The organism is Actinoplanes utahensis (assembly GCF_016862455.1).
In the GTDB taxonomy this organism is placed as follows: domain Bacteria; phylum Actinomycetota; class Actinomycetes; order Mycobacteriales; family Micromonosporaceae; genus Actinoplanes; species Actinoplanes utahensis.
This window is the reverse complement of record NZ_BOMZ01000062.1, coordinates 16,677-29,885: the sequence shown is the minus strand read 5'-3', so window position 1 is coordinate 29,885 and position 13,209 is coordinate 16,677. Positions and strand designations below refer to the sequence as shown.

The 13,209-nt window shown below is 72.7% G+C and carries 15 protein-coding genes; 12 read left to right on the top strand and 3 right to left on the bottom strand.

Annotated elements, in window-relative coordinates:
• Positions 1–151 precede the first annotated feature (151 nt).
• Positions 152–838 carry a hypothetical protein gene (locus tag Aut01nite_RS22130; RefSeq protein ID WP_043529471.1) on the top strand — a complete coding sequence of 229 codons (687 nt, stop codon included), beginning with the start codon at positions 152–154 and terminating at the stop codon, positions 836–838.
• Positions 835–1,191: a transcriptional regulator gene (locus Aut01nite_RS22125; protein WP_043529469.1), complete on the top strand. Its 357-nt coding sequence runs from the start codon at positions 835–837 to the stop codon at positions 1,189–1,191. The genes Aut01nite_RS22130 and Aut01nite_RS22125 overlap by 4 nt, the downstream gene beginning before the upstream one ends.
• Here the strand turns inward: Aut01nite_RS22125 and Aut01nite_RS22120 are convergent, their stop codons facing one another.
• Entirely contained in the window at positions 1,192–1,827 is a 636-nt protein-coding gene (locus Aut01nite_RS22120; protein ID WP_043529467.1) for a YitT family protein, read from the bottom strand. It lies immediately after the preceding gene.
• 221 nt (positions 1,828–2,048) lie between these two features.
• Between Aut01nite_RS22120 and Aut01nite_RS22115 the strand changes: the two genes are divergently transcribed.
• The 7 genes from Aut01nite_RS22115 (at position 2,049) to Aut01nite_RS22085 (ending at position 9,719) form a co-directional block, all read left to right on the top strand.
• Complete coding sequence (locus tag Aut01nite_RS22115) at positions 2,049–3,635, top strand: methyl-accepting chemotaxis protein (RefSeq protein ID WP_236642988.1); 1,587 nt, start codon at positions 2,049–2,051, stop codon at positions 3,633–3,635.
• A gap of 244 nt (positions 3,636–3,879) precedes the next feature.
• Positions 3,880–5,085, top strand: coding sequence for an ROK family transcriptional regulator (locus tag Aut01nite_RS22110; protein WP_052164246.1), 1,206 nt, complete (start codon positions 3,880–3,882; stop codon positions 5,083–5,085).
• Positions 5,086–5,255: 170 nt separating this feature from the next.
• The gene (locus tag Aut01nite_RS22105) at positions 5,256–5,753 is read left to right on the top strand and encodes a flavin reductase family protein (protein WP_043529506.1); all 498 of its coding nucleotides are present in this window, start codon (positions 5,256–5,258) and stop codon (positions 5,751–5,753) included.
• Positions 5,754–5,771: 18 nt separating this feature from the next.
• On the top strand, positions 5,772–6,836 hold the full coding sequence (locus tag Aut01nite_RS22100; RefSeq protein WP_043529463.1) for an ABC transporter substrate-binding protein: 1,065 nt from the start codon (positions 5,772–5,774) through the stop codon (positions 6,834–6,836).
• Positions 6,833–7,675 carry an ABC transporter permease gene (locus Aut01nite_RS22095; RefSeq protein ID WP_043529461.1) on the top strand — a complete coding sequence of 281 codons (843 nt, stop codon included), beginning with the start codon at positions 6,833–6,835 and terminating at the stop codon, positions 7,673–7,675. The genes Aut01nite_RS22100 and Aut01nite_RS22095 overlap by 4 nt, the downstream gene beginning before the upstream one ends.
• Entirely contained in the window at positions 7,651–8,388 is a 738-nt protein-coding gene (locus Aut01nite_RS22090; protein ID WP_043529459.1) for an ABC transporter ATP-binding protein, read from the top strand. The genes Aut01nite_RS22095 and Aut01nite_RS22090 overlap by 25 nt, the downstream gene beginning before the upstream one ends.
• On the top strand, positions 8,385–9,719 hold the full coding sequence (locus Aut01nite_RS22085) for an LLM class flavin-dependent oxidoreductase (protein WP_043529456.1): 1,335 nt from the start codon (positions 8,385–8,387) through the stop codon (positions 9,717–9,719). Before Aut01nite_RS22090 ends, Aut01nite_RS22085 begins: the two co-directional genes overlap by 4 nt.
• Positions 9,720–9,761: 42 nt before the next feature.
• On the opposite strand, the gene Aut01nite_RS22080 is transcribed toward Aut01nite_RS22085, so the two are convergent.
• Positions 9,762–10,115, bottom strand: coding sequence for a tyrosinase family oxidase copper chaperone (locus Aut01nite_RS22080; RefSeq protein ID WP_043529454.1), 354 nt, complete (start codon positions 10,113–10,115; stop codon positions 9,762–9,764).
• Between the two features lie 146 nt (positions 10,116–10,261).
• Here Aut01nite_RS22080 and Aut01nite_RS22075 point away from each other — a divergent pair, with 146 nt between their 5' ends.
• Both Aut01nite_RS22075 and Aut01nite_RS22070 read left to right on the top strand, forming a co-directional pair.
• Positions 10,262–10,699, top strand: coding sequence for a tyrosinase family oxidase copper chaperone (locus tag Aut01nite_RS22075; protein WP_043529452.1), 438 nt, complete (start codon positions 10,262–10,264; stop codon positions 10,697–10,699).
• Positions 10,700–10,726: 27 nt separating this feature from the next.
• Positions 10,727–11,533 (top strand): tyrosinase family protein, encoded by an 807-nt coding sequence (locus tag Aut01nite_RS22070; protein ID WP_204037629.1) that lies wholly within the window; start codon positions 10,727–10,729, stop codon positions 11,531–11,533.
• Here Aut01nite_RS22070 and Aut01nite_RS22065 read toward each other — a convergent pair.
• Positions 11,524–12,249 (bottom strand): helix-turn-helix domain-containing protein, encoded by a 726-nt coding sequence (locus Aut01nite_RS22065; RefSeq protein WP_043529504.1) that lies wholly within the window; start codon positions 12,247–12,249, stop codon positions 11,524–11,526. The genes Aut01nite_RS22070 and Aut01nite_RS22065 overlap by 10 nt on opposite strands.
• Before the next feature lie 69 nt (positions 12,250–12,318).
• Here Aut01nite_RS22065 and Aut01nite_RS22060 point away from each other — a divergent pair, with 69 nt between their 5' ends.
• Positions 12,319–13,176, top strand: a complete 858-nt coding sequence (locus Aut01nite_RS22060) for a hypothetical protein (RefSeq protein ID WP_052164245.1) — start codon at positions 12,319–12,321, stop codon at positions 13,174–13,176.
• The last annotated feature ends 33 nt before the right edge of the window (positions 13,177–13,209 follow it).

Below are 13,209 nucleotides of genomic sequence, written 5' to 3'. Positions count from 1 at the left end.
CGCTCCGCCTACTACCAGAGTTCGGCACGAACCGGCGGTCACCTGAACGCGGGCGGGATTTCCCCGATGCGACATCGATCGGCGCCACCGTTCCGGAACCGATCGCCGTTCGGCACTGGCGCCAATTGGTTTGTAATGGAAACCTATTGGCATGACAACTGACTCGGTACCCGCCGGCGATCCGCGCCGGCTGCTGTCCGACACCACCGCCCTGGCCCGCCGGGTGCGGGTGGACCAGCGGGTCACCTGGTTCGCGCTGCTGGTCCTGGCCGTGGTGACCCTGGTGGCGATCCCGTTCGACTGGTGGGGCCTGGAGATCCGGTGCAGCGGCACCGGCGACGCCGCCGCCTGCCGCTACTGGCGGCGCGGTGCGATGTTCTACTGGCCGCCGGCGCTGCTGCTGGCCTACGCGGCGATCGCGTACGGGTACGCCCGCGCCGCCCGGGAACGCGGCCTCGGCACCCGGATCCGGGCGTACGCGCTCACCGGCGCCACCCTGACCGCCGTGTTCACCGCCTCCTGGCTGGCCGCCCGTCTCTACCTGTACGACAACCCGCCCGCCGAGCCGTTCCCCACCTGGGTGCTGAAGCTCGACCTGCTGGTCTCACCGGCCGGCACGATCGGTGTCGCGCTGCTGGTCCTGGCCCGGCTGGAACGCAATCTCGCCCTGCTCGCGTTCACCCTCGCCTACCTGGCCGTGGTCGTCGTCCCGATCGACTTCGGCTGGGGGCGCGGCTGGGGCCTGGAGACCACCTTCCTGCCCCAGCAGGTCGTCAACGCGACCGTGCTGCTGCTCGGCGCGGCCGCCTTCGCCCTGGCCCGCCGGCGGCAGCCGTGACCGGCGAGCCCGGCGCCGCGCCGGCCGAGGACGAGGCCCATCCGGTCACCGGCCTGGACGACGTGGTGCACCAGCGGGTCCGGCTCGGCATCCTCACCATCGCGCACGAGGCGCGCCGGGTCGAATTCGGTTACCTGCGCACCCAGCTCCAGCTCACCGCCGGGAACCTGTCCCAGCATCTCGGCGTGCTGGAGACGGCGGGGCTGGTCGCGGTGGAGAAGGGGTACGCGGGCAAGCGCGGCCGGACCTGGATCACCCTCACCGACGCCGGCAGCGCCGCGCTCGCCGCGGAGATCGGCCGGCTGAAACTGCTCATCGCCCGCGTCGAGACCGCCCCGGGAGACACGGGCTAGCTAGGCCGCGGCGTACCGGCCGGGGCGGTGGTTCATCGCCAGGACCATGTTGAGCACGACCGCCCCGCCCGCCGACAGCAGCGCGGCGGCCGGGGGCAGGACCAGCAACGACAGGAGGATGACGACCGCGTCCAGGGCCATCTGCACGTATCCCGCCCGCCAGCCGAACCGGTCCTGGCAGATCAGCGCGATCACCCCGAAACCGCCGAGGCTGGCGCCGTGCCGGAAGATGATCAGAACGCCGATCCCGGCCGCCAGGTTGCCGGCCACGGTGGCGTAGACCGGGGTGAGCGTGCCCAGCGACATCATCGCCGGGTGCAGCAGGGAGAACGCCGACACCAGGCCGATCGCGACCGCCGAGCGGAGCGTGAAAACCCATCCGCGGCGGCGGATCGCGAGCACCACGAACGGCACGTTGACCAGTGCGAACACCAGCGGCAGCGGCCAGCCGACGGCTCGTTCGACGACCAGGCCGAGGCCCGCGGTGCCGCCGGTGGCGATCCCGGCGGAGGACAGCAGGAACAGGCCGAGCGACGCCAGGAACGCGCCGGTGACGATACCGACGGCGTCCTCCGCGCGGCTGTGCCGGATCACCGGCGGCGGCGCGGGCTTCGACAGGACGGCACTGTTGATCATGGGGCGAGCCTCCCAAAGGCCGGACGGCATGCGCAACACGCGGTCGTTCGGCTGGGCAGATTGCACAGTCCCCGCCCGGCCGGAACCCTCCTGTTCGGTACCGGTGCCCCCTTTCTGAGCCCGCGCCGCCCCGAATCCGGCGAATCGCCGCACCCCCGGGCTCCGGCCCGCCCATAGTGAGGTGTTCGATCCCATCGGAACCGTTGTCGCGGAGGTTCGCCGTGAGCTGGTTGGCCGACCTGTCGATCCGCCTGAAGATCTACACAGCGGTCGCGGTCGCCGGTGCGGCGGCGGCCGCGGTCGGCATGGTCGGCCTGCAGAAGATGTCGCAGATGGCCGACGCCGCGGAGTACCTGTACCGCGACAACCTCGTCCCGGTGGCGCAGCTCGGCACGGTCCAGCAGGAGGTGCAGCGGTCCTGGGTGGCGGCCCTGGACACGCTGATCAGCCGGCAGCCGGCCGGCAAGACCGCCGACACCGACGCGGGCGCCACCTCCGACGAGCGGGTGGACCGGGTGTTCGCCGAGTACACCGCGACCGACATGACCGGCCGGGAGGACGCCGTGGCGGACTTCCGGGCCGCGCTGCAACAGCTGCGCACGGTCCGCGACGAGCGCCTCGTCCCCCTCGCCCGGGCCGACGACCTCACCGGCTTCGCGAAAGTGCGCGACGACGCCGGACGGCCGGCGCTGACCACGGCGGTGAGCGCCCTCGAGAAGCTCGCCGCGATCGAGACCGGTGTCGCCGCGGACAAACGGGCGGAGACGGCGGCAGCGTACCGGTCCGCCCGCACCCTCATGATCGTTCTCCTGGTGGCCGGGCTGGCCGTGGCCCTGGGCATGGCGGCGCTGGTGGTCCGCGGGATCATGCGGACCCTGGCGTCGGTGGGACGGGTCACCCGGGCACTGGCCGCCCGCGACCTGACGGTCCGGGCCGGCGTGTCCGGCCGCGACGAGCTGGGCCGGATGGCCGGCGAACTCGACGCCGGCACCACCGAGATCGCCGCCAGCGTCGACCGGATGGCCCAGGTCGCGATCACCCTGTCCGCGGCCGCCGAGCAGCTGTCCGGGGTCAGCGGGCAGCTCCAGGCCAGCGCCGCCGAGGCGTCCGACCGCGTCGGCTCGGCGTCACAGGCCAGCGACGAGGTCAGCGCCGGGGTGCAGAGCGTCGCCGCCGGCGCCGAGGAGATGAGCGCATCGATCACCGAGATCGCCTCGAACGCCGGCCAGGCCGCCGAGGTGGCCCAACAGGGCATGCTGGTGGCGCAGCAGACCACCGCCCGGGTCGCCGAGCTCGGCGTGGTGAGCGCGGAGATCGGCGAGGTGGTCCGGTTGATCACCAGCATCGCCGAGCAGACCAACCTGCTCGCCCTCAACGCGACCATCGAGGCCGCCCGCGCCGGTGAGCTGGGCAAGGGTTTCGCGGTGGTGGCCGGCGAGGTGAAGGAGCTGGCCCAGCAGACCGCCCGGGCCACCGAGGACATCACCGCCCGGATCACCGCCATCCAGACCTCCAGCGACGCGGCGGCCACGGCGATCGCCGAGATCACCGGGGTGATCGCGCGGATCGGCGACTACACCACCACGATCGCCTCGGCCGTGGAGGAGCAGACCGCGACCACCGCCGAGATGAGCCGTTCCGTCGCCGAGGCCGCCACGAACAGCGGCGACGTCGCCCGTACCGTCTCCTCGGTCGCCGGGATCGCCTCGGCCACCGCCGCCAGCGCCCAGGCCACCCAGCGCGCCGCCGCCGGCCTGACCGCCATGGCCGGCGACCTGTCCCAGCTGGTCAGCGGCTTCCGTCACTGACCAGCCCACCGTCACCGGCCGGCGAGGCCCCCGCCTGCCCGCAGCCGACGGCGGTGAGTGGCGGCGACGGGCCGAATATCGAAGCCGATCACGGCAGCACAGCCGGGCCGGGCGGCCGGGTGCGAGGAGCAGTTCCCACCCCGGCCGGGTGTTACTGACCGTGAAACGTCCGGTAACGGGACGCGACTTCACCGCGACGGCCGGGATAGCCTCGTCAGATGATCCACTCTGCCGAGGGTGGCACGTGATCGGCGTGCAGCGGACGACGCGGCGCAGCGATCTGCCGCTGCCCGCGGCACGCCGAGCGCCGGATTCGGCGGCGGCGGTGCTGCGGGCCGTGCTGGACCACGGGCCGGTCGCCCGCAGCTCGATCGCCCGGGTGACCCGACTGTCCGCGGCGACGGTCAGCGGCGTCGCGGCGTCCCTGATGGAGCGGGGCCTGGTCCGGGAGGTTCCGGGGGCGGTCGGCCCGCCCGGGATCGGCCGCCCGCACGTGCCCGTCGACGTGGATCCGGACACGGTCGGGGTGATCGGCGTGCACATCGCGGTCCCCCGCGCCACGGTGGCCCTGCTGGACCTGCGCGGCCGGGAGATCGCCCGGTTCCAGGACCCGCACGGCAGCCGGGACCCGGAGAGCGTCCTGGCGGCGGTCGCGGAGCGGATCGCGGGCGTGCGCCGCGACCACGGCAGGCGGCGCCGGATCCTCGGGCTGGGCCTGGCCACCGGCGGCTGGGTCGACTCCCTCCACGGTACGGTCGTCGAGCATCCCGTCCTCGGCTGGCGCGAGGTCCGCGCCGGGGACGCCCTGGCCCGGGCCACCGGCCTGCCGGTCTGGGTGGACAACAACTCCCGGGCGCTGCTACGGGCCGAGCAGCTGCTCGGAGACGTCGCCGGCCGGGCCCGGCAGAGCGCCGTGCTGATCTTCGTGGGGAACGTCGTCGACGTCGCGTTCTCCACCGGCGGGGTGGTCCATCAGGGACCGCGGTCGGCCGCCGGCGCGGTCGCGCACCTGCCGGTCGAGGGCTGCGCCGAGCGGTGTGCCTGCGGCCGGGTGGGCTGTCTGCAGGCGGCGGTCGGCGAGCGTGCGCTGGTGCGCCGGGCGCTGGCGGCCGGGGTGATCGACCGGCTGGACATCCACGCCCTGGTCGGCGCCGCCCTGGACGGCCGGGCCGAGGCCCTGGACCTGCTGCGGGAGCGGGCCCGCCGGGTGGGCCGGGCAGCCGCGCTGCTGCTGGACCTGTTCGACCCGGAGGTCCTGGTGGTCGCCGAGGCCGGGGCGAACCGGGTGCCGGCCTGCCTGGCGACACTGCGCGCCGAGGTCGCCGCGGCGTCGTCGGCGGGCGCCGACGTGACGACGACGATCCATGCGTCGAGTTTCCCGGCGAACGTCCTGGCGATCGCCGGCGGCGCCGTCGCACTCGACCAGGTGTACGCCTCACCCCTGATCTAGCTGCGGGGACTTAATTCATCGCGGCGCATACTTGCCTCCTAAACCTAGCGGCATAGTATGAATTGCGAGCCGGGCGGTGGACCGCCGTCACGGCGACTCCCCTCGACATCCGCACGTGGGCCCGCGACGGCGCGGGCCTGACGCGCCGTGAGGCGAACGGAGACCCCGCCATGACCGTCATCGATTCCCGCCCGGCGTCCGTCGACGCCGCGCTGTTCCGTCAGGCGTTCCGGCGTCACGCCGCGGGTGTGGCCGTGGTCACCACCGACGCGGGCCGGGGCGCGGCCGGCGTCACCGTCACGTCGCTGGCGTCGCTCTCCGCCGCGCCGGCCCTGCTGGCGTTCAGCCTGACCGCGACCGCGTCCACCTGGCCGCACCTGCGCGACGCCGAGACCGCCGTCGTCCACCTGCTCGGCGCCGGCCACACCGAGCTGGCGCGGACCTTCGCCACCAGCGGCATCGACCGGTTCGCCGCGCCGACCCGCTGGCGCCGCCTGCCCACCGGCGAGCCCCTGCTCGAGGACGCGGCCGCCTGGCTGCGGATCTCGATCGAGCACCGGCATCCGGCGGGCGGCTCGCACCTGATCATCGGCCGGGTCGAGCAGGCGGAGCTCGCCGAGGACGGCGCTCCGCTGCTCTACCACGCCGGCCACTACCACGCCCTCTGACGGGAGACCCGAACAACCATGAGCAGATACCCCGATAGAACCCTGGCCGCCACGCTGGCCCTGGTGCTGGCCACCGCGACGGCCTGCGGCACCGAGGAGGCCGGCGCGCGACTGGAGCTGTCCGCCGCGCTGCCCGATCAGGTGCCCAGCGGCGCCACGCTGCGCCTCGGCGACCCGCAGATCCAGGCGATCGTCGGCGTGTCCGGCCTGGACAAGGAGCTGGCGGACGCCGGCATCACCGTCGAGTGGGCGAACATCAGCGGCGGCCCGCAGAGCATCCAGGCGTTCCGCGCCGACAAGCTGGACTGCAGCGCGGTCGCCGACATCCCGTCGCTGTTCGCGGCGTGGACCGGCACCTCCACGAAGATCGTGTTCCAGTCGGTCACCGTCGACCCGCTCGACCACCCGATCTACAAGCTGGGAGTGGCGCCGGGCGTGAACGTCACCTCACTGGCCGACCTGCGCGGCAAGAGGATCGCCTACAGTGCCGGGCAGGCGCAGGGCGCGCTGGTGCTGCGGGTGCTGCAGAAGGCCGGCCTCTCCCAGAAGGACGTGCAGCTGGTCGAGCTGACCAGCACCGGCGACTCGTACGTGACCGCACTCGGCGCCAAGGCCGTCGACGTGGCCCCGATCAGCGCGCAGTACCAGAAACTCTTCGAGGCGAAGTACCCGGGGGCGCGCACCATCGGCACCGGCGTCCGCGACGACGCGTCCACGCTGTACTGCCTGACGTCGGCCGTCGAGGACGAGAAGAAGGCGGCGGCGCTGAAGGTCTACGTGGCCGTGCGCACCAAGGCGTGGCTGTGGGCCAACAAGCACCCGGCCGAGTACGCGAAGGCCTACTTCCAGGACACCCAGGGGCTCAGCGAGGCCGACGCGAAGGCCGTCGTGGAGATCCAGGGCGACAAGGGCATCCCGGCGACCTGGGACAACGCCGTCAAGCGGCTCCAGGCGACCGCGGACCTCCTGTCCACCGAGCAGAAGCACGACAAGCTCGACGTGACCACGCTCATCGACCGCCGGTTCGAGAAGGTGCAGGCGGACGCGGCCGGCTCCGACGTGGTCACCGGGGATGCCGCATGACCGCCACCCTGCACACCCCTCCCCCGGCCGCCGTCGACGATCTCACCGACACACGGGTCGTACGCCGCAGATTGGGTCCCGGCCGCCGCATCCGGTTCGCCTTCTGGATCGGCCCGGCGCTGGCCCTGGCGGTCTGGTCGATCGGCTCGGCGACCGGCGTGATCAAACCGGCGATCCTGTCCGCCCCGTGGGACGTGGTGGTCGCCTTCCAGGACCAGTGGGTCCATCACGACCTGCTCGGCAACGTCCTGTCGTCGCTGGAACGGTCGGTGATCGGCCTGGCCCTGGGCGTGGTCACCGGCGCGGTCCTGGCGGTGATCTCGGGTCTGTCCCGGCTCGGCGAGTCGCTGATCGACGGGCCGATCCAGATCAAGCGATCGGTGCCGACGCTCGCGATCATCCCGCTGTTCATCGCCTGGTTCGGCATCGGCCAGGAGATGAAGATCATCACGATCGCGCTGATCAGTCTGGTCCCGATCTACATCCACACGCACAACGGGCTGCGCGGCATCGACGGCAGGTACGCCGAGCTGGCCGAGACCATCGGCATCAGCCGCGGCGAGTTCGTCCGGCACATCGTGCTGCCCGGCGCGCTGCCGGGGTTCCTGCTCGGGATGCGGTTCGCGGTCACGTCGTCGCTGCTGGGCCTGGTGGTCGTCGAGCAGTACAACGCGGTCGCCGGCATCGGCCACATGATCACCCTCGCCGAGCAGTACGGCCAGACCGACGTGATCGTGGTCGGCCTCGTCCTCTACGGCGTCTTCGGCTACTGCGCCGACAGCGCCGTCCGTCTCACCGCGAGGAGGGTGCTGGCATGGCGACAGACGCTGGAAGGCTGACGACCACGGCGGAGCCGGCGGTACGCGTCCGCAATCTGCACCGCAGTTTCACCAAGGACGGCGGCGTCCTCAACGGCCTCGACCTGGACATCGCCCCCGGCGAGTTCGTGGCGCTGATCGGCCGGTCCGGCACCGGCAAGAGCACCCTGCTGCGCGCCCTGGCGGGGCTGGACCGGGACGTCACCGGGCACGGCCGGATCGAGGTCCCGGACGCGGTGTCGGTGGTGTTCCAGGACTCCCGGCTGCTGCCGTGGAAACGGATCCTGGACAACGTGATCCTCGGCCTGCGGGGCGCCGACGCGGCCGAACGCGGCGCGAAGGCGCTCGCCGAGGTCGGCCTGGCCGGCCGGGAGCGGTCCTGGCCCTACCAACTGTCCGGCGGCGAGCAGCAGCGGGCGTCACTGGCCCGGTCGCTGGTCCGCGAACCGCGACTGCTGCTGGCCGACGAGCCGTTCGGCGCCCTGGACGCGCTCACCCGGATCCGGATGCACGCCCTGCTGCGCCGCCTGTGCGAGACCCACCGGCCGGCGGTGCTGCTGGTCACCCACGACGTCGACGAGGCGATCGTGCTCGCCGACCGGGTGATCCTGCTCGACGCCGGCGTCGTCGACACCGACGTACGCGTGACGCTGGCGAACCGGCACCGCTCCGACCCCGGCTTCGCCGAACTCCGCACCCTGCTGCTCGACCGTCTGGGAGTGACCGCGGCATGACCCGGAGACTGCACCTCAACGCGTTCCTGATGAGCGTCGGCCACCACGAGGCGTCGTGGCGGCTGCCGGAGAGCGACCCGTACGCCGGCTGGGACGTCAAGCACTACCAGGAACTCGCCCGGATCGCCGAACGCGGCCGCCTCGACTCGCTGTTCCTGGCCGACAGCCCGGTCCAGCAGGGCGACCCCGGCCGCCGGCCGACCGGCAAACTGGAGCCGACCGTGCTGCTCACCGCCCTCGCGGCGGTCACCGAGCACATCGGGCTGATCGCGACGGCGTCGACGACGTACAACGAGCCGTACAACCTGGCCCGCCGATTCGCCTCACTCGACCACGTGTCCGCGGGCCGCGCCGGGTGGAACGTGGTCACCACCGCCGGCGCCGACGCGGCCCGCAACTTCGGCCTCGACGACGTGCCGCTGCACCGGGAGCGGTACGCGCGGGCCGACGAGTTCCTCGAGGTCGCCACGAGACTGTGGGACAGCTGGGCCGACGACGCGGTGATCGCCGACAAGGACGCGGGCGTGCACGCCGACGCCGCGAAGGTCCGGGCGATCAACCACCGGGGCCGGTTCTTCCGGGTGGACGGGCCGCTCAACCTGCCCCGCTCGCCGCAGGGCTGGCCGCTGCTGGTGCAGGCCGGGTCGTCGGAGGACGGCAAGGACTTCGCCGCCAAGTGGGCCGAGGCGGTGTTCACCGCCCAGCAGACCCTCGGTGAGGCGCAGACCTTCTACCGCGACCTGAAGGCGCGGACCGCCGCGGCCGGCCGTGACCCGGACGGCATCAAGATCCTGCCCGGGATCGTGCCGGTCATCGGCGACACCGTCGAGGAGGCCCGGGAACGGGACGCCGAGCTGGAACGGCTGATCAGCCCCGAGTACGCCCGCCTCCAGCTCGCCGAGCGCTTCCGGTTGGACCCGGCCGACCTGCCGCTGGACGAGCCGCTGCCCGACGACCTGCCGACCGAGGACCAGATCGAGGGAGCGAAGAGCCGCTTCACCCTGATCGTCGACCTGGCCCGCCGGGAGAACCTGACCGTGCGGCAGCTGATCGGCCGGCTCGGCGGTGGCCGCGGGCACCGCACCTTCGCCGGCACGCCGGTGCAGGTCGCCGACACCATCGAGGAGTGGTTCCGCGCGGGCGCCGCCGACGGCTTCAACATCATGCCGGCCGTGCTGCCGTCCGGACTGACCGCGTTCGTCGACCAGGTCGTGCCGATCCTGCAGGAACGCGGCCTGTTCCGCACCGAGTACACCGGCGCCACCCTGCGCGAGCACTACGGCCTGCCCCGTCCCGCCGGGCGCCTTCTCACCGCTCCAGCAGCACGATGACCGTCTCCGGCGCCCGGTGCGCCGGTGCCGGCGGCACGGTCCTCAGGGCCGTGCCGCCACGGTCTGCGGGCAGTGCGCCGACGGCTCGGCGGTGGTGGCCAGGCCGAGGTCGCCGAGCGCCGTCACCGACGCCCGGGTGATGGCCAGCAGGTCCGGCGCCGGCTGGAAGCCCTGCACGGCGCTGGTGTAACCGCCGTCCGGCTGCGGGAAGACGACGAGCCGTCTGCCGTCGATGTACGCGCACGCCCGCTCGCCGCTGCCCCAGCCGGTGATCCGGTGCCCGCGATAGGTCTCGGCGAAGTCCGGCTCCGGCGGCCCGGCCGCGGCGGCGCCGCTCAACGACCCGGCCGCGACGACCAGCAGGGTGACTGCTCTTCTCCACGGTTTCGCATTCATCACGTACCACCCCTTACCCCGATCGTACCGCCGTGTTCGGCGCCGGTAATCCTTTCGGGGACATGCGCATGCCGTTTCCCCGCGCCGGGCCGATCCGGTTGTACCCGGTACAAGCCGAAAGGGACGTCAGCCGGAAAGGAATTCGCATGACCGATGTGAAACGTCGCGATGTTCTGCGATACAGCGCGGCCGGCGCGGTCACCACGGCCACCGCGCTCTACGGGGTGCAGGCGCTGACCGGATCGGAACCGGCCGAGGGTAAACCGCGCCGGGACCCGCGCGACTTCGACGAGGACTACCGGGGCAAGCGGATCCGCGGGCGCCACTTCGGCCGCGGCCGCGACGAGCTGCACGTCAACGACCGGCCACTGGCGCTCACCGAGGTCAGCACGCTGTTCGTGCCGGAGGACGGCTCCGAGCCGTACGTGGCGGTGGGTTACATCAGCGCGATCAACCACTACGACCCGGTGGAGATCGACGACGCACGGACCCAGGACGGGCTGCGGCGGCTGGGCCGCCGGATCGTGGACCGGCTGAACGGCCTGGAACTGAGCGCCGAGGCCGGAAAAGGCCACTTCCATTGATTCCGCTTTTTGAGAGGCGAGTGACCGGTGGCCGTACGTAAAAGCATCGCCGACATGACGAGCGCCGAGAAGACCGCATTCGCGAATGCGCTCCGGCAGTTCAAGACGACGCCGGTCAACGGGCGCAGCTACAACTCCTACATCGACCAGCACATCACCTATTTCGCGCGTACCTCCGACAACATCAGTCACGCCCACCAGTCGCCGTCGTTCTTCCCGTGGCACCGCGAATATCTGCGGCTGCTGGAGTTCGACCTGCAGACGGTCAGCGGCAACCCGAACCTGTTCCTGCCGTACTGGGACTGGACCGGCTCGGTGTCGCCGTTCACCGCCGACTTCTGCGGCGCGATCACCAACGGCAGCGTGTCCAGCGGCAACTTCAGCCCGAACTGGGGCTGGTCGGTGTACCGCAGCAGCATCGCCACCAGCTTCCTGCAGCGGCGGCTCGGGCAGAACGCCTCGCGGCCCACCGCGACGACGGTGAACAACGTGCAGAGCTACTCCGTCTACGACCAGTCACCGTGGAACTCGACGGTGTCCAACAGCTACCGCAACCGCAACGAGATCGAGCTGCACAACCGGGTGCACAACTACGTCGGCGGCCACATGGGCACCCGCGAGGCCCCCAACGACCCGGTGTTCTGGCTGCACCACTGCAACATCGACCGGCTGTGGTGGCTGTGGCAGCAGAGCCGCGGCATCGACACGTACCAGCCGCGTACCGGCACCACGCCCGGCGTCATCGACAACACCGAGCGGATGCGCCCGTTCGCCACCGGGAAGACCCCGTCGGCGCTGCGGGACATCACCACGCTCGGGTACAGCTACGCCTGACCGCGACGGCGGGCCAGCACCCCCGGGGGCAGGCCCGCCAGCTGGACCGACTCGCGGCCGAGGTGAGCCTGGTCGGCATAGCCGGCTCGCAGCGCCAGCTCACCGAGGCCACCCGGCGGCCGCTCCCGCTCCAGCAGGTCCAGGAAACGCCGGAACCGCAGCACCCGGTGCAGGGTCTTCGGCCCATAGCCGACCGCGGCGGTGAACCGGCGCCGCAACTGCCGGTCGCCGATCCCGACCCGGGCGCCGATCTCGTGCACCCGCACCCCCGGATCGTGCAGGAGCCGGACGGCGGCGAGCATCGCCGGGTCGGGCGGCCGGCGCACGGCGCGCCCGGCGGTCAGGCCGACCAGCCGGCGCAGCGCCTCGGCCGGCGGCAGGTCGGCGGAGAGACCGCGGGCGGCGGCCGGATCGAGGTCCGCCAGGTCGACGCGCAGGTCCCGCAGCGTGTCCAGGGGCAGCCCCAGCACCGGCCCGCCGGCGGCGGGCCGCAGCCGGACGCCCACCAGGGTCCGCCCGGCCGGCATGGTGCCCGGCATCGGGCCGGTGTCCGGGCCGGCCACGAACACGCCACGCCCGCTGTCCCAGATCAGGTCGGCGCAGCCGTCGGGCAGGACGAGGGCCGCGCTGTCGTGGTCGCCGGTGCTGCGCCGCCACAGGCACGCCACCGTGTCCCGCAGCGCCACCGGTGGCGCCCACTCGACGTAGTCACCCATGTCCTCCAGTATCGCGCGTGACCGTTTCCGACAAGACAGCCCCGCCGGGGCGGCCCTAGGGTCGGCGGCATGACCGAAGAAGATCCCTTCGTGGCCGGCGCCCGGTTCCTCGCCCGCGAGGGACGCCTGCTGGAACGCCGCCTGTTCGCCGTCCACTTCCAGGGCGCGGCCCCGGGCAGCGTGGCGGACGTGCTGCGCGGCTACCGCAACGACGACGGCGGCTTCGGGCACGGCCTGGAACCGGACAAACGCTGCCCGGCCAGCCTGCCGGTCGACGTCGAGGTGGCCGTGCAGTCGCTCACCGTCGCCGATCCGGCGCTGCTCGGGCCGGCCTGCGACTTCCTGAGCGGGGTGGCCACCGCCTCGGGCGCGGTGCCGCTCGCCTTCCCGGTGATCGAGGGGTTCCCGCGGGCCGCGCACTGGACCGAGTGGACGTACGAGCCGGGCCTCAACCCGACCGCGGGACTGGCCGGTCACCTGTACCGGCTGGGGTTCGAGCACCCGTGGCGGGAGGCGGCCGCCGGGTACTGCTGGGACGCGATCGAGAGCGGCGCGCTGCCGGACGAGGTGCACGCGCTGTCCGAGGTGTTCGTGTTCCTGGCCCACGTTCCGGACCGGGCCCGGGCGGCCGCGCACGTCCCGGCGGTCCTGGAACGGCTGACCGCCTCGCCGATGTTCCAGGCGACCCCGGCGCCCGGCGAGTACGGCCTGACACCGCTGCACATCGCCCCGGCCGCCGACTCGCCCTGGCGGCGGCTCTTCGACGAGGCGCAGATCGACGCCCACCTGGACGCGCTGGCCGCGGCCCGGCTGCCGGACGGCGGCTGGCCGGTCACCTGGGAGCCGCCGAGCGAGGCGGCCCGCCTCGAATGGCGGGGCGTCGTCACCCTTCAGGCGCTGCGCACGCTGCGGTCCTACCGGGGCTGATAGCGTCAGCCGTCAAACCCGGCATATCGACCG